The sequence below is a fragment of the Streptomyces sp. NBC_00691 genome, from assembly GCF_036226665.1.
Lineage (GTDB): Bacteria > Actinomycetota > Actinomycetes > Streptomycetales > Streptomycetaceae > Streptomyces.
Genome location: NZ_CP109007.1, coordinates 5,577,685 through 5,597,652, shown reverse-complemented (window position 1 = coordinate 5,597,652; position 19,968 = coordinate 5,577,685). Strand labels below are relative to the sequence as shown.

Annotated in this window: 17 protein-coding genes; 6 read left to right on the top strand and 11 right to left on the bottom strand. The window is 72.7% G+C overall.

Features of this window, described 5'->3' with window-relative positions:
* Positions 1-54: 54 nt before the first annotated feature.
* Together OG392_RS25465 and OG392_RS25460 are read right to left on the bottom strand one after the other, a co-directional pair.
* On the bottom strand, positions 55-660 hold the full coding sequence (locus OG392_RS25465) for a response regulator transcription factor (protein ID WP_329283255.1): 606 nt from the start codon (positions 658-660) through the stop codon (positions 55-57).
* A gap of 105 nt (positions 661-765) precedes the next feature.
* A complete protein-coding gene (locus tag OG392_RS25460) occupies positions 766-1,293 on the bottom strand; it encodes a hypothetical protein (protein ID WP_329283253.1) in 528 nt (175 codons plus the stop codon).
* A 149-nt stretch (positions 1,294-1,442) separates the two neighbouring features.
* Here OG392_RS25460 and OG392_RS25455 point away from each other — a divergent pair, with 149 nt between their 5' ends.
* Positions 1,443-2,426 carry a helix-turn-helix transcriptional regulator gene (locus tag OG392_RS25455; protein WP_329283251.1) on the top strand — a complete coding sequence of 328 codons (984 nt, stop codon included), beginning with the start codon at positions 1,443-1,445 and terminating at the stop codon, positions 2,424-2,426.
* 61 nt (positions 2,427-2,487) lie between these two features.
* On the opposite strand, the gene OG392_RS25450 is transcribed toward OG392_RS25455, so the two are convergent.
* Together OG392_RS25450 and OG392_RS25445 are read right to left on the bottom strand one after the other, a co-directional pair.
* Complete coding sequence (locus tag OG392_RS25450; protein WP_329283248.1) at positions 2,488-2,748, bottom strand: hypothetical protein; 261 nt, start codon at positions 2,746-2,748, stop codon at positions 2,488-2,490.
* A gap of 650 nt (positions 2,749-3,398) precedes the next feature.
* A complete protein-coding gene (locus OG392_RS25445) occupies positions 3,399-3,614 on the bottom strand; it encodes an EF-hand domain-containing protein (protein WP_329283246.1) in 216 nt (71 codons plus the stop codon).
* 74 nt (positions 3,615-3,688) lie between these two features.
* On the opposite strand from OG392_RS25445, the gene OG392_RS25440 reads away from it, so the two are divergent.
* Positions 3,689-4,327, top strand: coding sequence for a GNAT family N-acetyltransferase (locus tag OG392_RS25440; protein WP_329283244.1), 639 nt, complete (start codon positions 3,689-3,691; stop codon positions 4,325-4,327).
* 35 nt (positions 4,328-4,362) lie between these two features.
* Here OG392_RS25440 and OG392_RS25435 read toward each other — a convergent pair whose 3' ends face one another.
* The 6 genes from OG392_RS25435 to OG392_RS25410 all read right to left on the bottom strand — a co-directional run bounded on the left by OG392_RS25435 (position 4,363) and on the right by OG392_RS25410 (position 10,827).
* Positions 4,363-5,532 (bottom strand): YncE family protein, encoded by a 1,170-nt coding sequence (locus OG392_RS25435; protein WP_329283242.1) that lies wholly within the window; start codon positions 5,530-5,532, stop codon positions 4,363-4,365.
* Entirely contained in the window at positions 5,532-6,296 is a 765-nt protein-coding gene (locus tag OG392_RS25430) for a polysaccharide deacetylase family protein (RefSeq protein ID WP_329283241.1), read from the bottom strand. The genes OG392_RS25435 and OG392_RS25430 overlap by 1 nt, the downstream gene beginning before the upstream one ends.
* A gap of 391 nt (positions 6,297-6,687) precedes the next feature.
* Complete coding sequence (locus OG392_RS25425) at positions 6,688-7,194, bottom strand: ATP-binding protein (RefSeq protein ID WP_329283239.1); 507 nt, start codon at positions 7,192-7,194, stop codon at positions 6,688-6,690.
* Between the two features lie 80 nt (positions 7,195-7,274).
* Entirely contained in the window at positions 7,275-8,042 is a 768-nt protein-coding gene (locus OG392_RS25420; RefSeq protein WP_329283237.1) for an enoyl-CoA hydratase/isomerase family protein, read from the bottom strand.
* Positions 8,043-8,127: 85 nt separating this feature from the next.
* Positions 8,128-9,393, bottom strand: a complete 1,266-nt coding sequence (locus tag OG392_RS25415; RefSeq protein ID WP_329283234.1) for a L,D-transpeptidase — start codon at positions 9,391-9,393, stop codon at positions 8,128-8,130.
* A gap of 195 nt (positions 9,394-9,588) precedes the next feature.
* Positions 9,589-10,827, bottom strand: a complete 1,239-nt coding sequence (locus OG392_RS25410) for an Ig-like domain-containing protein (RefSeq protein WP_443054869.1) — start codon at positions 10,825-10,827, stop codon at positions 9,589-9,591.
* 143 nt (positions 10,828-10,970) lie between these two features.
* Between OG392_RS25410 and glgX the strand changes: the two genes are divergently transcribed.
* The 3 genes from glgX to OG392_RS25395 all read left to right on the top strand — a co-directional run bounded on the left by glgX (position 10,971) and on the right by OG392_RS25395 (position 17,359).
* Positions 10,971-13,172: a glycogen debranching protein GlgX gene (glgX, locus tag OG392_RS25405; RefSeq protein WP_329283229.1), complete on the top strand. Its 2,202-nt coding sequence runs from the start codon at positions 10,971-10,973 to the stop codon at positions 13,170-13,172.
* 459 nt (positions 13,173-13,631) lie between these two features.
* Positions 13,632-15,527, top strand: a complete 1,896-nt coding sequence (locus OG392_RS25400) for an ABC transporter ATP-binding protein (RefSeq protein WP_329283227.1) — start codon at positions 13,632-13,634, stop codon at positions 15,525-15,527.
* Positions 15,524-17,359 carry an ABC transporter ATP-binding protein gene (locus OG392_RS25395; protein WP_329283225.1) on the top strand — a complete coding sequence of 612 codons (1,836 nt, stop codon included), beginning with the start codon at positions 15,524-15,526 and terminating at the stop codon, positions 17,357-17,359. The genes OG392_RS25400 and OG392_RS25395 overlap by 4 nt, the downstream gene beginning before the upstream one ends.
* A 48-nt stretch (positions 17,360-17,407) precedes the next feature.
* Here OG392_RS25395 and OG392_RS25390 read toward each other — a convergent pair whose 3' ends face one another.
* The gene (locus OG392_RS25390; protein WP_329283222.1) at positions 17,408-18,895 is read right to left on the bottom strand and encodes an MFS transporter; all 1,488 of its coding nucleotides are present in this window, start codon (positions 18,893-18,895) and stop codon (positions 17,408-17,410) included.
* Positions 18,896-19,019: 124 nt separating this feature from the next.
* Here OG392_RS25390 and OG392_RS25385 point away from each other — a divergent pair, with 124 nt between their 5' ends.
* Positions 19,020-19,940 carry a TetR/AcrR family transcriptional regulator C-terminal domain-containing protein gene (locus tag OG392_RS25385; protein WP_329283219.1) on the top strand — a complete coding sequence of 307 codons (921 nt, stop codon included), beginning with the start codon at positions 19,020-19,022 and terminating at the stop codon, positions 19,938-19,940.
* Positions 19,941-19,968: the final 28 nt, after the last annotated feature.

Genomic DNA, 19,968 nt, shown 5'->3' with positions numbered 1-19,968 from the left:
GCCCCGGCACGCCTCGTGCCGGGGCCGGCGCACGTCCGGACGCCCCCACCGCCCTCACAGCAACCCGCATTCCGCCGCGATGCGCGCCGCGTCGAACCGGTTGCGCCCGCCGAGCTTCTTGATCGCCGCCGAGGTGAGGTTCCGTACCGTCCCCGCCGCGAGGTAGAGCTCGCCCGCGATCTCCTTGACGGTCGCCCCGCCGGCGGTGAGCCGCAGGACGTCCGTCTCCCGGACGCTGAGCACCCTCTCCCCCGCCGTCGGCGTCCGCAGCAGCCCCGGGTCGACGGTGAGGCAACCCCCCGCGACCCCCACGAGGGTGGTGATCAGCTGCGGCAGCCGGGCGGTCTTCGGTACGACTCCGAGTGCGCCGGCGGCCACCGCCCGGTCCACCACGGACGGGGTGGCCGAACCGACCATCAGCGCCACTCCGCAGCTCGGATGGTGCGAGCGCACCTCGGTGGCCGCGTGCAGCGCCTTGCCTCCCATGGTGCTCTCGCCGAGCAGGAGCACCGTGGGCCGGTGCCGCTGGACGGCCGGGAGCACCGCCTCGAAGGTCGTGGCGAGCCCCACGACGTCCAGGCCGTTGGTGCCGTTGAGGGTCTCGGCGAAGGCCTCCAGGACCAGTTGGTGGTCACCGGCCACGACGACGCGAATGGACATCTCTCTCCCCCGTGGTGACTTCTGTGGTGCCTTCTGTGTGGTGAGTGCTCTCTGTGGTGAGTGCTCTGCGGCTTCCGTCCCGACGGCCCTCGCGGGCCGTCGGCCTCAGTGGCTGGTCGCCCGCGCCGCGTCGGCGGCCAGGCCGTCGACGACGGAGCGGAGCCAGCCGCGGTCCCCGGCCGTCGTCGTGTCCGGTCCGGTCGCGCCGCCCGGCGTGTGTTCGATGTGCCGGGCGCCGGGCGGCAGCGCGACCGCGAGGGCGGCCGACACGGCGCGGAAGGCGCGCAGCAGTTCACCGGGGGCGTCCGGCGCCGGCAGCACGACGACCGCGGCGTTCACCGGGCCCGCGTCGGCGGCGATCTGGCCGGGCAGCCGGCCCGCCTCGGCCGGATCGCGGATGTCGATCCGGTACGGCAGGGCGAGCAGACCCGCGTCGTTGAGCGCCTTGCAGAGGAAGGCCGCGTTGGTGGCGGCGTCGTCGCCACGGTCCGGGTGACCGGCGCCGACGACGGCGACGATCGCCCCCGCGGCGCTCAGCCGGGTCGCGAGCTCCCGGCCGATGCCCGTGGTGGCGTCGACGACGAGGACGACGAGACCGTCGAGCCGCGGCGGGGAGGAACCGGTCTGGAGCACGTGACGTCCCTTTCGAGGAGATCGTCGAACGAGTAGCGTGATGATCGTGTGAATGGGGTGAATCGGGTCGCTCGGGCGCTGGAGCGCGGAGCCCGGTTCGGAACTCCGCCCCGAACGACCCTGGGGCGGTACGACCATTGGGGGACACCGTGGACGAGGTCTCGTCGCTCGACCAACACACGCTGGGCGTGTACCGCGCGATCCTGTTCCACAAGGAGCACGATCCGGAGCGCCTGGCGAAACTGCTGAGCTGTACGACGGAACGGGTGGAGGAGGCACTCGACCTGCTGACGCGGCTCTCCCTGCTCGCGCCGTCCCGGGACAGTCCGGGCCGGATGCGCGCGGTGAACCCGTCGCTCGGCCTCAAGGTGCTGCTCCAGCGCGAGGAGCGCGAACTCGCCTCGCGGCAGCAGCGGATCGAGCAGAATCGTGCCGCCCTCGCCGCTCTCGCGGCCGAGTACACGGCGTCGGGCCGCTCGGGCGGTCTCGACGGGGCGGAGCACCTCGACAACGTCGACGACATCCGTACCCGCCTGGAGTCCCTCGCCGAGTCCTGTACGCGCGAGTCCCTCGCCTTCCATCCCGGCAAGGCCCTCACGGAGGAGTCCGTCGAGGCCGGCCGGCCCCTGAACGAGCGGGCGATGGAGCGGGGCGTCCGCTTCCGGACCATCTATCTGGACAGCGTCGCGGGTGACCGGGTCACCCGGGCGCACGCCCAGTGGATGGCGGAGCGAGGCAGCGAGATCCGTACCTCGCCGACTCTGCCGATGCGACTGCTCATCGTGGACACGACGGCGGCGGTGGTCGCCGGGCTGCCCGGTCAGGCCCAGCCGTCCGCGCTGCTCTTCAGCAGCCAGCCGGTGGTCCTGGCCATGCGCGCCCTCTTCGAGGCCTACTGGGAGCACGCCTCGCCGCTGAACGGCCCGGGGGACGCCCTGCCCGGTGGGCTCACCCCGCAGGAGCGCAAACTGCTCCAGCTCCTGGCGAGCGGTCTGACCGACGAGGCCGTGGCGCGTGCGCTGGGCATCGGGGTGCGGACGGAGCGGCGGATCGTGGCCGACCTGATGGAGCGGCTGGGTGCGTCGAGCCGGTTCGAGGCGGGGGTGCAGGCGACCCGCCGGGAGTGGATCTGAGGCCGGGAGTACAGCCGGAGCGGGGCGGCGGCCGTGGCGGCGGTCGTGACGTTCATGAGGGTCAGTTCCTGGGGGCGATCGGCCAGACGAAGTCGTCCGGGATGTCGATGACGCAGGGCAGTCCGGGGAGCGTCGGGACGCAGGGGAAGTCCGGCATCTGCGGGTGCGGCGGGGTCGGCCAGACGAAGTCGTCACCGCGCTGGGCGACGTGGTGCGGGGCGGTGGGGGCGGCCTCGGCCGGGGAGGCGGTCACCAGACCGCCGAGGACGGCGGCGGCGACGGCGGCGAGGACACTGCTTACGCGGCGCGAGCGACAGGACATATGGGTCTCCATTCCGGGTGCGGATGCGGTACGGGTGCGGCGTACGTGCGTCTCAGGAGGTCCTTGGCGGCCGGTGGCTTTTCAGCCGTCCCGTCCGCACACCTAGAGGAAATCACCGGGGGGCCCCGGCTGTCCGCTTCCGGACAGGCCAGGAAGCTGCCTGGCAGCGAGCTGCCTCACAACCTGCGGGAAAGCAGGGGGGCAGGCCCTGGGCGGACCCTCTGATTCCGGCCAAAAGGCCAGGTGGGGGGCGCCGGGGAGATCGTTCGCGCGCCGGGCGGGGATCCGGCCACTGGCATGTGGTGCAGCGAGTTGCCACCGGCACGGGTCGTGAGGGCGCCGGTGGGGGCCGCGAGCGCGGCGTACGGCACGTACCGGAGCGCACCCGCCGGAGAGGGGCGGCGGTGCGGTGGACGCGGGCGAGGCCGACGACGGGGGCGAGCGGCAGGACGGCCGCCCCGGGACGCCGGAACCGGCGGGGAGCCCGGCGGGGAGGCCGGCGGGGAGCCCGGCGGGGAGACGATGAGGGCCGCCGCCGTCACACGGCTCGGAGAGGTGCCCAGGGGTCCGGGAAGCGTCACCGGACGATCGGGCACCGGGCCCCGGACGGGCGGCGACGCGATGTCGCACCGCCCGTCGGGGCGGGAGGATCAGGCCTTGCTGAGGTGGCCCCAGAACTCGTCCCAGGACAGCCGGCCGTCGCCGTTGTCGTCACGCTGCTTGATGAGGGCCTCGGCGACCGTCTCCGTGACGTGGAAGTCGCCCAGCTGCGCCATGACGCTCTTGTACTCCGCGGCCGTGATGAAGCCGTCGCCGTCCACGTCGAACTTGTTGAATGCCGTGCGTGCCGAGTCGATGTCCGCCACTGCTTCCGCCCCTTCTTGGTGCTTCACTGACGGGGCTCAGATTAGCTGGCCCGGAGCTGCCGGATGATGGGGGTATGAGCGACGAGGTGGCACGGATCCTGGCGGCGGCGGCGCGCGGGGACTTCCCTCCCCCGGACGGGACGACGACGGTCGTGCCGCAGCCCGGTCCCCGGGACGCCGGGGTGCTCGCCTTCACCGCCCATTCGGTGGTCTTCACCGACGCCGGCCCGGAGTGGGTGCGGGACGCGCTCGCGGCCACGTCGAGCGACCCGCTGGCGGCGAGCATGAACCCGGGATTCCTGATGGCGCTGATGGCCCGCACCGGCCGGCACATGAACACGATCGACCTGCTCACGGTCGCCGACGCGCTGCCGGGCGCTCCCCCGCTGGAGCTCCGGGAGATCGTGGACCCGGACCACCCCCGGGTCGCGCGGGCGCTGAAGTTCCGCGACGACGTCCGGGTGTGGGCCGCGGACGGCGGTCTCGTGGTCCTGGGCCGGGGTGTGGCGGGCCGCTGGGAGGCGGCGGTCGAGGTCGACGAGGAGGTACGCCACCGGGGGCTGGGCCGCGCCCTGGCCACGGCGGCGCGGCATCTCACGCCGGACGCCGTGGTCTGGGCCCAGCAGTCCCCGGGCAACGCCCGCAGCGTCCGGGCCTTCCAGGCGGCGGGCTACCGCCCGGTGGCCTCGGAGGCCCTCCTGGTCGCCGGCTGACCAGCCGCTCGCGGGCCTGTTCGACACGACAGGCCCTAGCGGAAGACTCCCGTGTGGCCGAGCGAGTAGCGCCCCGGCTGGGGGTAGACGGCGAGGCCGTGGGGGCCGCCGCCGACGGGGATGCGGGCCAGCTGCTTCCCGGTCGCGGTGTCGATCGCGTACACCTCGGAGTCGTAGCGGCCGGAGAGCCAGAGGACCTTGCCGTCGGCGGAGACGCCTCCCATGTCGGGGGATCCGCCGTCCGGCAGCCACCACTTCTTCGTCAGCTTGTTCTTCTCGAAGTCGAAGACGGAGATGGAGCCCTCGCCGCGGTTGGGGACGTACATCTCGCGGGAGTCCCGGCTGATGTAGAGCCCGTGGGCGCCCTTGCCGGTGGGCATCAGGGCGGGGGTGGTGAACTTCTCGCCGTCGAGGACCCACATGCCGTGGGCCATCATGTCGGCGATGTAGAAGGTCCTGCCGTCGGGGGAGAGCTTCACGTCCTGCGGCATGGCGCCCTCGAAGGGCAGCTTCTGCCGGCCGGTCACCTCCATCCGCTCGGTGTCGACCTTGAGCAGCTCGCCGGAGAACTCGCAGGAGACGACGAAGTAGCGGCCGTCGGCGGAGAAGTCGGCGTGGTTGACGCCGTAGCAGCTGACCGGGACGGTCTTCTTCCGTTCCATGGTGTGCGGGTCGCGGAAGACGAGTTCGCGGTCGAGCGAGGCCATCACGACGGCGTACTTGCCGTTGGGCGTGAAGTACAGGTTGTACGGGTCGTGGACCTCGACGGGCTTGCCGGCGACGCCGGTGGCCGGGTCGATGGGGGTGAGGGTGTGGCCCCGGTTGTTGTTGACCCAGAGGGTCTTCATGTCCCAGGAGGGGACGACGTGCTGGGGCTGGTTGCCGACGGGGATGGTCTCGACGACCTGGTAGGTGGCCGGGTCGATGACGGAGACGGTGTTGGAGTTGGTGTTGGGGACGTAGACCCGGGAGGGGAAGTTCTTGACGACGGGCGAGAGCCGGTCGGGCCGGTCGGCGGCGTAGACGTCCTTCGGGTCGAGGACCGGCGGCATGCCGGGGAGTCCGGCGGGGGCCGCGGCGGGCTCGGGGCGGACGGGGGCGGCCTTCTTCACCGGGGCGGCGCCGTCGCCCGGGTCCCCGCCGCCGCAGCCGGCGAGCGCGGCGAGGAGGACTGCGGCGAGGAGGGTCTGCGTGCGGTGTGCCATCAGGTCAGCAGCTCCGTGGTGGTGACCGCGCGCAGTCCGCGGCGGTCGAGGTCGGCGAGGAGGAGGGGCAGCGCGTCGGCGGTGTCCGGGTAGCCGAAGTGCAGGCTGACGACGGATCCGGCGCGGACGGATCCGGTGACGTTGCGGACGACGGTGGTGGCGCCGGGCGAGGTGAAGTCGAGGGAGTCGACGTCGTACGAGAGGACGTGCGGGTATCCGGCGCGTCGGGCGGCGCGCAGGACGGCGGGGGCGGCGTGCTGGGTGCGGGAGGGCCGGAACCAGGTGCCGATGGAGCCGGTGAGCCGGCGCAGCCGGGTGGCGCAGGCCTCGATCTCGGCGAGGGCCTCGGTCTCGGTCATGGTGTTGACGTCGATGTGGCGCTGGGTGTGGTTGCCGAGGTCGTGGCCGCCGTCGAGGATGCGGCGGGCGAGGTCGGGGTGCTGGTCGAGCCAGCTGCCGACGGCGAGGACGGTGACGCGGGCGCCGGCCTTCTCGGCCTGGCCGAGGAGCCTCCGGGCCAGGGCGGGGTCGCCCTGGCCGTGGAAGGTGAGCGCGACCCGGGGCCGGTCGCGGGGGCCGTGGGTGATCTCGGCGGGCTGCCCGGGGAGGCGCCGGGGGGCGGGGGCCGCGACGGGTGCGGCGGCGGGACGGCGGGGCGCGGGCGCGGCGGGGCGGGGGGTCGTGCCGCAGGCGGTGGTGAGGGCTCCCGCGAGGGCGGCGGCCGCACCGGCCCGGAGGGCTCCGCGGCGGTCGATCGGCTTCACGCGACCATTTAAGGGCGATGGCGCCCGATTTATTACGATTAGGCCAATTCAGGACGTTTGCGAGCCACGAGAGGGCGTCCAGCATGCGGACGACCCCGAGGAACAATCATCGAACCGCATAGTCATTCATTGTTTGCAAGGTGAGTGCCACACGTCACCAACGATTCACTATTAAAGTGTCCGCTTTTGGCCTTGTTTGCCCCAGTAGGGACTTTTGGCGGTATGGCCCCCTGTCTGCCATAGTCGGTGGCACGACCCCCATTGACCCGGGCCAGGTCGACATAGCAGCCGTGGATACACCCCCCCGTCCACGGCGCATCACACGGAAGCCCCCACGCGCCCCACCACGGCGCACGGGGGCTTCCGTGCGTCCGGGGGCGGCCGTCGGGCCTCAGGGGCGGTCGGCGACCCGCATCTCGAACCAGGTCGTCTTGCCGCGGGGCGCCAGGTCCACACCCCATCGGTCCGAGAGCTTGTCGACCAGGAAGAGCCCCCGGCCGCTCGTGTCGAGCTCGTGCACCGGCATCAGACAGGGCAGCCCGCGCGAGGGGTCCCGCACCTCGATCCGGATCCAGCCCCGCCGCCGCTGCAGCCGCAGCGCGAAGACCCGCGCACCGGTGTGCCGGACCGCGTTCCCGACGAGCTCCGACACCAGGAGCACCGCGTGCTCGGCGATCTGCGGACCGAGCGCCCACTGCCGCAGCACGACGTGCTGGGTGAGTCTGCGGGCCACCCACGCGGATTCGGGACGGGACGGCAGCCGGACATCCTCCTCGGCCGGATTACCGTACAACTCGACTGCGTCGGCGGCCTGTTCGTCGTCCGCGGCCGGTGACCACCGCGGTGCGGCGGCGCCAGTGCGCTGCCACGGTTGTTCCCTACCCTCCAGGCCCGCCATGCCCCCATCATGGCCGCACGGAGCCGATCGCGGGGGCCGTTCCGGTGGAATCGGCCCCCCACGAAGGGACGTCTGTCACCTCAGGCGAACTTCGCCTTCCCCGGGCCCTCCTCGACGAAGCTGCGCATCCCGTTCGCGCGGTCCTCCGTCGCGAACAGACCCGCGAACCAGGTCCGCTCGATGGCGAGACCGGTGTCGATGTCGGCCTCCAGACCCTGGTCGATCGCCTCCTTCGCGGCCCGCAGCGCGACGGCCGGGCCCTGCGCCAGCTTGGCGGCCCAGGCGTGCGCCTGCTCGTACACCTCGTCGGCGGGGACGACCCGGTCGACCAGACCCATCGTCAGGGCCTCGTCGGCCTTGACCATCCGGCCGGTGAAGATGAGGTCCTTGGCCTTGGAGGGGCCGACGAGCCGGGCCAGCCGCTGGGTGCCGCCGGCGCCGGGGATCAGGCCGAGCAGGATCTCCGGCTGGCCGAGTTTGGCGTTGGCGGCGGCGATCCGGTAGTCGGCGCAGAGCGCGAGCTCGCAGCCTCCCCCGAGGGCGTAGCCGGTGACGGCCGCGACGACCGGCTTGGGGATGCGGGCGACGGCGGTGAAGGAGTCCTGGAGGGCGCGGGAGCGCTTGACCATGGCCACATGGTCCATGACCTGCATCTCCTTGATGTCCGCGCCGGCCGCGAACACCTTCTCGCCGCCGTAGATGATCACGGCCCGCACGTCGTCGCGGTCGGTCGCCTCCTGGGCGAGCTCGCGCAGCCGGTCCTGGGTGGCGATGTCCAGCGCGTTCATCGGGGGGCGGTCGAGGCGGATCGTGCCGACGCCTTCGGCGACTTCGAGGTTCACAGTCATGGGAGGAAGGTTAGTGTCCGTTAACGCGAAGGGACCCGGTGCTGTTGCTCACAGCACCGGGTCCCTCGGACGTACGAGCGGTGGACTACCTGATCCACTCCGACCAGTCCATGTTCCAGCCGTTGAGGCCGTTGTCCGGCTGGATCTGCTTGTCCTTCGAGTTCTTCACGACGACCACGTCACCGATGATCGAGCGGTCGTAGAACCAGGCGGCCGGCTTCGAGCTGTCGCCCGCGCCCCGCGCGTCCTGGAGGCCGACGCAGCCGTGGCTGACGTTGGCGGAGCCGAACGTGTCCGACGAGGCCCAGTAGTTGCCGTGTACGAAGGTGCCCGAGGTGGACAGACGCATCGCGTGCGGCACGTCCTTGATGTCGTACTCCCCGCCGAAGCCGACCGTGGCCCCGTTCATGCGGGTCACCTTGTACTTCTCGCTGATGACCATCTGACCGTTGTACGTGGTCGTGGACGGCGCGCCCGCGGTGATCGGGATCGTCTTGATGATCTTGCCGTCGCGCTCGATCTTCATCGTCTTGGCGCTCGCGTCGACGGTGGAGACCTGGCGGCGGCCGATGGTGAAGGTGATCGTCTTCTTCTGCTTGCCGTAGACACCCGGGCGGCCCTCGACGCCGTCCAGGTTGAGGTGCACGGTCACCTTGGTGCCCGCGGCCCAGTAGTTCTCCGGGCGGAAGTCGAGGCGGTCGTTGCCGAACCAGTGGCCCTCGATCGGCACGGACGGCTCGGACGTCACCTTGATGGCCTTCTCGACGGCCTCCGGGTCGGTGATGCCCCGGGTGAAGTTGACGGACACTGGCATGCCGACGCCGACGGTCGAACCGTCCTCCGGCGTGTACTGGCCGATGAAGGTGTTCTTCGGGACGAGGGTGGTGAAGGTGGTGTCCTTCGCCGACTCGCGGCCCTCGGCGTCCTTCGCGATCGCGTGGACCTTGTACTGCGTGGCCGCGGCGAGGTGCGCGGTCGGCGACCAGCTGGCCCCGTCCGCCGCGATCCTGCCCTCGACCGCGGTGCCCTTCGAGTCGGCGACCGTGACCGTGGTCAGCTTGCCCTGCGCCGCGGTGACCTTGAGGATCCCGCTGGTGGCGACCGAGTCGGCGCCGTCCTTCGGCAGGATCGACACGACCGCCTGGGAGGCCGCGTTCTCCTGCTTGCCGCCGCCCTGGGCGGCCGGACCCTGGCCCCCCGTGCCCCCGCCGTTCGCCGTCTCACCGCCGCCGCAGGCGGTGAGCACCAGAAGCAGCGCTCCCGCCGCCAGGGCCTGCAGCCTGACGCCCCCGCGTCGGCCGCGCCGCCCCGTCGCTCCGACCGATGCCCCCGATATCGGCTGCCCGTTCACTGTGGTCTTCTCCCCTCGCACGGCCCGGCACCGCCCGGCCCCACCCCCGTGCGCATCCACTCGCGCACACGGCGCTAGATAATCACACCGCAGGACACGAAAGATCCTCGCGAATGTCACCGTTCCGTCCCGATCGACCTGCTAAGACAACGAAAGAGGCCGAAAGCGCCGGGCGGTACGAGGGGGACGGGAGCGTCAGCTCAGCGCGGAGCCCGCCTTCCACCCGCTCCACTCCATGTTCCAGCCTCCGAGCCCGTTGTCGGGAGCGACCTCACGGTCACGGGAGTTGACCACCTCGACCACGTCGCCGACGAGGGTCCGCTCGAAGAACCAGCCCGCCGGGGACTCGGCGCTGCCGCCCTTGTCGTCCCGGAGCCCGACACAGCCGTGGCTGACGTTGGCGGAGCCGAAGGTGCTCGGATCGGCCCAGTAGTTCCCGTGCAGGAAGGTGCCCGAGTCGGTGAGACGGATGGCGTGCGGCACGTCCTTGATGTCGTACTCCCCGCCGAAGCCGACCGTGGCCCCGTTCATCCGGGTCACGTCGTACATCTCGGTGACGACCATCTTCCCGTTGTACGTGGTGGTCTTCGGCGCTCCCGCGGTGATCGGCACGGTGGCGAGGACGTCGCCGTCCCGCCGGACCTCCATGGTGTGGGCGGCGGCGTCGACCACGGACACCTGGGAGCGGCCGACGGTGAACCCGACGGTCCTGCGCTGGATGCCGTACACGCCGGGTGCCCCCTCGACGTCCCGAAGGCCGAGCTCCACGGTGACCTCGGTGCCCGGCCGCCAGTACGCGGCGGGACGGAAGTCGAGCCGCTCCTTGCCGAACCAGTGGCCGACGATCTCCACCGGCGGCACGGACGTGACGCGGATGGCCCGCTCGACCTCGGCGCGATTCTCGATCGGCATGTTGAAGCCGAAGGAGACGATCATGCCGGTGCCGACAGTGGAACGGTTCTCCGGCTTGAAGTACCCGATGAACCGGCTCTCGGGCACCACCGTGGTGAAGGTGGTGTGCCGGGCCGAGCGGCGGCCGTGCGCGTCCAGCGCGACCGCGTCCACGCTGTACTTCGCGGCCAGCGCGAGCCGGGTCTCCGGCCGGGGCCGCCAGCGCAGCCCGTCGGCGGAGATCTCCCCGGCCACCTGGGTCCGTCTGCCGTCCTCCACCTGGACGACGCTCACCCGTTCGAGCCGCCCGCTGTCCACCTTCACCTCGACCGGGCCCTCGGCCGGCAACCCCCGGCTGCCGTCCTCCGGGCTGACCCGGATGACATCACCGGGGGCCCGCGCCTTGCCCGGCAGGCCGATGCCGATCCCGCCTTCACCGTCCGGCGCCGTGCAGCCCACGAGGCCCGCCAACAGTCCCGCCACCGCGAGGGCGTACCTCGCCCGCTTCCATACAAAGGTCACGCTCGGCCCAACGACAGCCACCCTCCAGGGGAAACGTGCGTGCGGGTCATGTTGGGAGCCGGGCCGTTCGGGCAGAACAGGGGGAGAACCACGCGCGGGAGCGACGGCCGGGACGCCGCCGCTCCCCGGCGTGCGGGCCCGACGAGCCGCTGGAGGCCGGGACGGTGACGAGCGCAGCCGAGCAGGAGGCGGTACCTGACCATGCCCCGGAGCGGGCCGGGCCACCTGTGTGGCCGGGCGCGCCGACGCCGCTCGGCGCCCGCTGCCGGGTCGGCCCCGACGGGGTGAGCGGCACCAACTTCGCTCTGTGGGCGGGCGGTGCGGAGGCCGTCGAGCTCTGCCTCTTCGGCCCGGACGGCACCGAACTGCGGCTGCCGCTCACGGAGCTGACGCACGAGATCTGGCACGGCTTCGTGCCGGGGGTCGGGGCCGGCCAGCGGTACGGCTACCGGGTGCACGGCCGCTGGGACCCGTGGACGGGGGCCCGCTGGAACCCGGCGAAGCTGCTCCTCGACCCGTACGCGCGGGCCGTCGACGGCGACTTCGCACTGCCCCCGGAGGTCTACGGGCACGTCCGGGACTGGCCCCAGCAGCATGTGGCCGACACCGTCCGCGACGAGCGGGACTCCGCCCCGCACGTCCCCAAGGGGGTCGTCGTCCAGGACGACGACGACTGGTCGGACGACCGCAGGCCCAAGACGCCCTGGCAGGACTCCGTCATCTACGAGCTGCACGTGAAGGGCTTCACCCGGCTCCATCCGGGCATCCCCGAGCATCTGCGGGGCACGTACGCCGGTCTGGCGCACCCGGCGGCGATCGAGCACCTCGTACGCCTCGGGGTGACGGCGGTGGAGCTGCTCCCGGTGCACCAGTTCGCGCACGAGGACCATCTCCTGCGGCGGGGCCTGCGCAACCACTGGGGCTACAACTCCATCGGCTACTTCGCCCCGCACGCCGGCTACTCGTCCTCGGGGACCACCGGCCAGCAGGTCGGCGAGTTCAAACGGATGGTGCGCGCCCTGCACGCGGCCGGGATCGAGGTCATCCTCGACGTCGTCTACAACCACACCGCGGAGGCGGGCGAGCTCGGCCCCACGCTCTCCCTCAAGGGCATCGACAACCGCGGCTACTACCGGCTCCAGTCCGACGCCCGCCGGTACGCCGACTACACCGGCTGCGGCAACACCCTGCACGTCGTGCAGCCGCAGGTCCTGCGGCTCATCACCGACAGCCTCCGCTACTGGGTCACGGAGATGGGCGTCGACGGCTTCCGCTTCGACCTGGCGGCCGCCCTGGCCCGGTCGATGCACGACGTCGACATGCTCTCCCCGTTCCTCGCCGTCATCGCCCAGGACCCGGTGCTCCGCCGGGTCAAACTCATCGCCGAACCGTGGGACGTCGGCAACGGCGGCTACCAGGTCGGCGCCTTCCCGCCGCTCTGGACGGAGTGGAACGACCGCTACCGGGACGCCGTACGGGACTTCTGGCGCGGGGCGCTGCCCGACGTCCGGGACCTCGGCTACCGGCTCTCCGGCTCCAGCGACCTGTACGCCTGGGGCGGGCGCCGGCCGTACGCCTCCGTCAACTTCGTCACCGCCCACGACGGCTTCACCCTCCGGGACCTCGTCACGTACGAGCGCAAGCACAACGAGGCCAACGGCGAGGGCAACCGCGACGGCACCCACGACAACCGCTCCTGGAACTGCGGGGCGGAGGGCGAGACCGACGACCCCGGCATCAACGCCCTCCGCCTCCGCCAGCAGCGCAACCTCCTCACCACCCTGCTGCTGTCCACCGGCGTCCCGATGCTCGTCGCCGGCGACGAGATGGGCCGCACCCAGGGCGGCAACAACAACGCCTACTGCCAGGACAACCCCATCGGCTGGGTCGACTGGACCCTGCCGGACTCCCCCGGCCGGGCCCAGCTCCTCGCCCTGACCCGCCGGCTGCTCGCCCTCCGCCACGACCACCCGGTCCTGCGCCGCCGCGCCTTCTTCTCCGGCCGCCCCCAGGGCGCGGACGGGCTGCGGGACCTGGCCTGGTTCACCGCGGCGGGCGCCGAGATGACGGAACCCGACTGGTACGCGCCCACGGCCACGCTCGGCCTCTATCTGTCGGGCCGCGACATACCGGGCCGGGACGAGCGCGGCGAGCAGATCACCGACGACAGCTTCCTCGCCGTCCTCCACGCGGGCGACCGCCCCCTGGACTTCCGCCTCCCGGGGGCACCGTGGGCGGAGACGTACGAGCTGGTCCTCGACACCGCGCGGGAGGACCAGTCGACGCCACCGGGCACCCTCCACCGGGGCGGCGAGACCCTCGCCGTGGGAGCCCGCTCGACGGTCCTGCTCCGGGTCCGGGGGTGAGCACCGGCCCGGCCACCACGGCGCGACGGCGGTGGCCGAGCAGGTGGGTGCTCCCCTGCGGGCCGTGACACGGCCCGCGACCGCGGCCGCCTCGGCGCGGAAGTCCCCCGCGTGCTCGCTGCCCGTCACGGTCGGGATGAGCGCGGCGGCCGTCATGTCGTGCCAGTACCCGAAGCGCTCGGCAGCGGGCAGCGCCTCGGTACTGATGCGCTGGACGCGCACGCTTCCCTCCCCCGGTCGTCCGGTCGGACGGGGGCGGCTCAGGAGCGGCCCAGGATCCCCCGGTCGTACCCGGCGGCGACGGCCCCGTGGGCGTCGCCCTGGGCGACCAGGGCCAGGATCCCGGCCATCGCCCGATCGGTCGATGGCCGGTACGACGCACGGCCGCCCTGGGCGTACTCCCGCCCGGCCGGAAAACAGGATGAGACGTGTCAGTGGTGAACCGTAGGGTCGGACCTGATGCCCGAGAAACCTGTCGCCCCAGAGCCCCCCGCCCCGGCCCTCGACTCCGCCGCGGCCGCCACCACCCCCGCGGCCGCCTCCGCCTCCGCCGCGCCGGACGCCGCCGACGCGTCCGGTGCGACCGACGCTCCCGACCGCTCCGCGGTGCGGACGCTGCTCCGGCTCTGGCCGTACGTGCGGCCCGTGCGGGCGCGGTTGTTCACCGCCGCGTTCGTCGCAGTCGTCGCGTCCTGTCTGTCGCTCGTCATCCCCCTCGTCCTCAAGTGGCTGGTCGACGGACCGGTCGCGGACCGGGACCCGGGCGGGGTGTGGCTGGGGGCGCTCTACCTCCTGCTGCTCGGCATCGCCGAGGCGGTGCTGTTCGGCTACCGGCGCTGGCTGGTCGCCCGCCCCCTGTCGGGGGTCGAGGCGCGGATGCGGGCCGATCTGTACGGCAGGCTCCAGCGGCTCCCCATCGCCTTCCACGACCGGTGGGCCTCGGGCCAGCTCCTCTCCCGCGGCACGACCGACCTCATGCTGGTCCGGATGTTCCTGGCCTTCCCGCTGACGTTCCTGCTGGTCAACGGCGTGACGATCCTCGCGGGTTACGTCCTGCTGCTCGCCCAGGACTGGTCCCTCGGGCTCGTCCTCCTCACCCCGGTCATCCCGCTCGTCATCGTCTGCTCGATCTTCGAGGGCCGGTACGGGGTGGTCGCGCGCCGCGCCCAGGACCAGGTGGGCGATCTGACGACCGTCGTCGAGGAGAGCGTCCTCGGCATCCGCATCGTCAAGGGCTTCGGCCGCCACCGCAGCCAGGCGACGGCCTTCCGCGAACTCTCCGGCCGGCTGCGCGGCACCGAGCTCCTGAAGGCCCGGCTGCTCGCCATGATCTGGGCGGTCATCACCTTCGTCCCGGAGCTGGCCATCGGCGCCGCCCTCGTCCTCGGCACGATCCAGGTGGCGGACGGCGACCTGTCGGCGGGCACGCTCGTCGCGTTCCTGTCGACGGCCCTGGCGCTGCGCTGGCCGGTGGAGTCGATCGGCTTCCTGCTGGCGATGAGCCAGGAGGCGGCGACCGCGACGGAACGGTACTTCGAGGTGATGGACGCCGAGGAGGAACCGGACACCGCCCCGGCCACCGCGGCCGAGGCGGCCGGCGGCCCGGGCGGGGTGCGCTTCGAGGGCGTGTCGTTCCGCTACCCGGACGCGCCGCCGGACTCCCCTCCCGTCCTGGACGGCATCGACCTGCACATCCGCCCCGGCGAGACCCTGGCCCTGGTCGGCGGCACCGGCTCCGGCAAGACCACCCTCACCGCCCTCGTACCGAGGCTCCACGAGGCGTCGGGCGGCCGCATCCTCCTCGACGGCGAGGACATCGCCCTGATGGAGCGCGACCGGCTGCGGTCCCTGGTGTCGGTGGCCTTCGAGGAACCGACCCTCTTCTCCGCCAGCGTCGGGGAGAACGTCCTGATGGGGACGGACGGCTCGGCGGGCGAACCGGAACTGCGCCGCGCCCTCGGCGTCGCACAGGCCGAGGGCTTCGTCGGGCGGCTGCCCGAGGGCGCCGGGACCCAGGTCGGCGAGCAGGGCCTGAGCCTGTCCGGCGGACAGCGCCAGCGGCTCGCCCTCGCACGGGCGGTCGTCGGCCGCCCCCGCTTCCTGGTCCTGGACGACCCCCTGTCCGCGCTCGACGTCCACACGGAGGCCCGGGTGGAGGCGGCCCTGCGGGAGGTCCTGCGGGACACCACGGCCCTCGTGGTCGCGCACCGCCCGTCGACGGTGATGCTGGCCGACCGGGTGGCCCTGCTCTCCCGGGGCCGGATCGCGGCCGTGGGCACCCATCACGAACTGCTGCGGAGCAGCGAGGAGTACGCCTGGCTGATGTCCGGCGACGGCGAGGGCGGATCCCGATGACACAGCAGACGGCACAGGCGACACCGGCGGAGCAGCCGGCCGGCGACCCCTTCGACCGCGACGACCTCCCGGCACCCCCCGGGGCGACAGGCGTCCTGCTCCGCTCGCTCCTCTCGGCCCACCGCGCCCGGGTCGCGCTCGCCGCCCTGGTGCTCCTCGTCAAGGAGGCGGCGGTCCAGGCCGGCCCCCTCCTCGTCGCGTACGCCATCGACGCGGGCGTCCCCGCCTTCCGCGCGGGCGACCACGGCCCCGTCGTCGCGGTGGCCCTCGGCTACCTCCTCTGCGCGGCGCTGTCGGGCCTCCTCCAGTACGTCTTCGTCCGCGGCGCGGCCCGCGTCAACCAGGACGTCCTCCTCGACCTGCGCGGCCGCATCTTCCGCCACGCGCAGATCCTGAGCGTCGACTTCCACGAGCGGTACACCTCGGGCCGGCTCATCTCCCGCTCCACGACCGATGTCGAGTCCCTCCGGGAGCTCCTCTCGGAGGGACTGCAGGAACTGATCGGCGTCGTCCTCTCCTTCGTCTCGATCTCGGCGATCCTGCTCTACCTCGACCTGGGCATCGGCGCGGTGGCGGTGGCCTCCTTCCTGCCCCTCTTCCTTCTGGTGCGCGTCTACCAGCGGCGGGCGGGCGCGGTGTACGCCGAGCGCTCCACGGCCATCGCGGGCGTCATCGTGAAGTTCGCGGAGACGATGAACGGCATCCGGCCGGTCCGGGCGTTCCGCCGGGAGCAGGTCAACAACGCCGAGTTCGCCTCGCTCAACCACCGGCACGAGCGCAGCAACGGCGACGCGCTCCTCGAAATGGCCCGCTACGTGGTGGGGTCGCGGCTCGTCGCCAACACGGCGGTCGCCGGCATGTGCCTGTGGGGCGCCTACCGGGTGGCCTCGGGCTCCCTCGAACTGGGCGTCCTCGCGGCCGCGGTCCTGTACATGCGGCGCCTGTACGACCCGATCGACCGGCTCGGCATGTTCCTCAACTCGTACGAGTCGGCGGCCGCGTCCCTCACCAAGATCGCGGGCCTCCTCGCCCAGGAGCCCGGGGTCCCGGAGACGACGGCCCCCGCCACGCTGCCCGCCCGCACGGGCTCCCCGGGGCGCGAGGTCACCTTCGACGCGGTCCGCTTCGCCTACCGCACGGGCGGCGAGGTCCTCCCCACCTTCGACCTGACCGTCCCCGCCGGCCAGACGGTCGCGGTGGTGGGGGCGACGGGCGCGGGCAAGTCGACCCTGGCCAAGCTCCTGGCCCGCTTCTACGACCCCACCGACGGCGCGGTGCGCCTGGACGGGGTGGACCTCCGCGACCTGAGCACGCCGGACCTCCGCCGGGGCATCGTCATGGTCACCCAGGAGGCGTTCCTCTTCTCGGGCACGGTCGCCGAGAACATCGCGATCGGCCGCCCGGACGCGACCCGCGAGCAGATCGAGGACGCGGCCCGCGCGATCGGGGCCCACGACTTCATCAAGGGCCTCCCGGACGGCTACGACACGGACGTACGCAAGAGGGGCGGCCGCATCTCGGCGGGCCAGCGCCAGCTGGTCGCCTTCGCGAGGGCGCTGCTCGCGGACCCGGCGGTGCTGATCCTGGACGAGGCCACCAGCTCGCTGGACGTCCCGGGCGAACGCGCGGTGCAGCGGGCGATGGACACGGTCCTGGCGGGCCGTACGGCGGTGGTCATCGCGCACCGCCTGTCCACGGTCGAGGTCGCGGACCGGGTGCTGGTGATGGAGTCGGGCCGGATCGTGGAGGACGGTACGCCGTCGGACCTGGTCGGCGACGAGGGCCACTACGCCGGTCTGCACCAGGCGTGGCGGGAGAGTCTGGTGGGCTGAGGCCGGCCCCGTGGGGGGGTGACGTGGGGGCCGTTCCGGGGGCGCGATTCAGGATCGTGCCCTGCGCAGCAGAACGAGGGACAGCGCGGCCGAGGCCACCATCAGGGCCGCCGCCCCCACGGCGACCGTTCCCATCGCGTCGACGAACGCGGTCCGCGCGGCGTCCAGCACCGCGGGGCCGGCGGCCAGCGCACCGCCCAGGGTCTCGCGGGCCGCGGCCGGAGCGGCCGCGGGCATCGCGCCGGTGTAGACCGCCGCTCCCAGGGCGCCCAGGAGCGCCATGCCGAGGGCTCCGCCCAGTTCGGCTCCCGACTCCAGGACGGCGGCGGCGGAGCCGGCCCGCTCGGGCGGTGCGGCGCCGAGGGCCAGTTCGTTGGCGAGGGTCATCGCGGAGACGAGCCCGCCGGCGTAGACGGCGCTCGCCACGATGACGACCCACAGGGGTGTGGTGCGGTCGATGCCGGCCAGCCAGGCGAAGCCGGCGGCGGCCAGGAGGAATCCTCCGGCCATCACATGGGCCCGGTCGGTGTTCCGGGCCAGTGCCGCGGCCGTGGGCGCGGCGGCCAGGACGCCCGCGGTCGGCACGAGGCTCCAGAGCGCGGCCTCGAAGGGGCTCTGGCCCAGGACGGACTGCAGGTACTGGGTGAGGAAGACGGCGAAGCCGACCGTAGCCGCCATCGCGAGCAGGTTGGCGAGGACGGAGCCGCCGTAGGCCCGGTTCCGGAGCAGCGCGAGGTCGACCATGGGATGGGCGAGCCGTGTCTGGCGGCGGACGAAGACGAGGCCGACGAGCAGCCCCACGCACACGGCACCCGCCGGGAGCAGCGCCCAGCCGTCCTCGGCCAGTTCCTTGACGCCGTGGATGAGCGGCAGCAGCGCGCCGAGCGAGAGGGCCGCGCTGAGGACGTCGAACCGTCCGGCGGCGGCCCCCTTGGACTCGGGCAGCAGCAGCGGCCCCAGGACGAGCAGCAGGGCCATGGCCGGCAGGTTGACGAGGAAGACGGATCCCCACCAGAAGTGCTCGACGAGCGCGCCGCTGACGACGGGCCCGAGGGCGATGCCGCTGGCCATCACGGAGGTCCACAGGGTGACGGCCTTCGCGCGCTGCGCGGGGTCGGCGAAGAGGACCCGGATCAGGGCGAGCGTGGCGGGCATGAGACAGGCGCCCGCGATACCGAGGAGCGCGCGGGCTCCGATCAGGGCGCCGGGACTCTGCGCGTAGGCGGCGGCGACGGAGGCGACGCCGAACAGCGCCGCGCCGCCGAGCAGGACCTTGCGGCGTCCGATGCGGTCTCCGAGCGCGCCCATGGTGACGAGGAGCCCGGCGAGGACGAAGCCGTAGATGTCGAGGATCCAGAGCTGTCCGGTGGCTCCCGGCCGGAGGTCGGCACTGATGGAGGGGATGGCGAAGTAGAGGACGGAGACGTCCATGGAGACGAGGAGGAGCGGCAGCATGAGGACGCCGAGGGCCGTCCATTCGCGGCGGCCGGCGGGAGCGGGACCGGTGGCGGGCTCGGGCTGGGCGGTGAGTGTCATGGGGAGGAGGGAAGCAGCGGTGTGCGTACGGTGCCACTCCCGCCCTAGTGCACCTCGAACGGTCGGTACGAAGCGCCAGTTCAGAGGTGCGTACACCCTGTTGGCGCACTAGTACACTCCCGCCATGACGACGCAACCGCCCTACCTCGCGATCGCCGCCGAGCTCCGTCGCCGCGTGCAGGTGGGCGAGTTGGGCCCCGGGGACAGGCTTCCGTCGACGCGGGCGATCACCCGCGAGTGGGGCGTGGCCATGGCGACGGCCACGAAGGCGCTCGCGGTCCTGCGTCAGGAGGGCCTGGTCCGGCCGGAGCCGGGGGTGGGCACGGTGGTCGTGCCCTCCGCGAAGGGTGCCCGGACGGCGGGCGACGCGCGGACGGCGTCGCCCCTCGCGCGGGGGGAGATCGTCGCCGCGGCCCTGGGACTCGCCGACGCGGAGGGGCTGCCCGCCCTGACGATGCGCAGGGTGGCGACGGTGCTGGGCGTGTCGACGATGGCCCTCTACCGGCATGTCCCGGGCAAGCCGGAGCTGGTCCGGCTGATGACGGACGCGGCCTGCGGGGAGGTCCCGCTCGGTCCGGTGCCGGGGCACTGGCGGACGGCCCTGGAGCAGGGGGCGCGCTGGCTGCGTGACGTGTACGCCAGGCACCCGTGGCTGGCGCACGCGATGGCCTCGTACACGCGGCCGGTGGCGACGCCGAACGCGATGGCGTACACGGAGTGGGTGCTGCGGGCGCTGAGGAGCACGCCGCTCTCCCCGGCCCAGAAGCTCCACACCCATCTGGCGATCTTCGCGTACGTCCAGGGGCTGTCGATGGCGGACGATCTGGAGGCGCAGGCGCGACAGGATTCAGGCATCTCCGACAGCGAGTGGATGGAACAGAACGAGCCACGCTTCGACGCGATCCAATCGGGTCGCACGTACCCGGAGTTGGCCGCGATGACAAGCGACGGCGGGTTCGGTCTCGATCTGCGGACGCTCTTCGAATTCGGGCTCGCGCGAACATTGGACGGCATCGCGGCCTTGATCGACGAAACGTCCGCTTAACGAACACGGCCTTACGAGCAGCGAACGA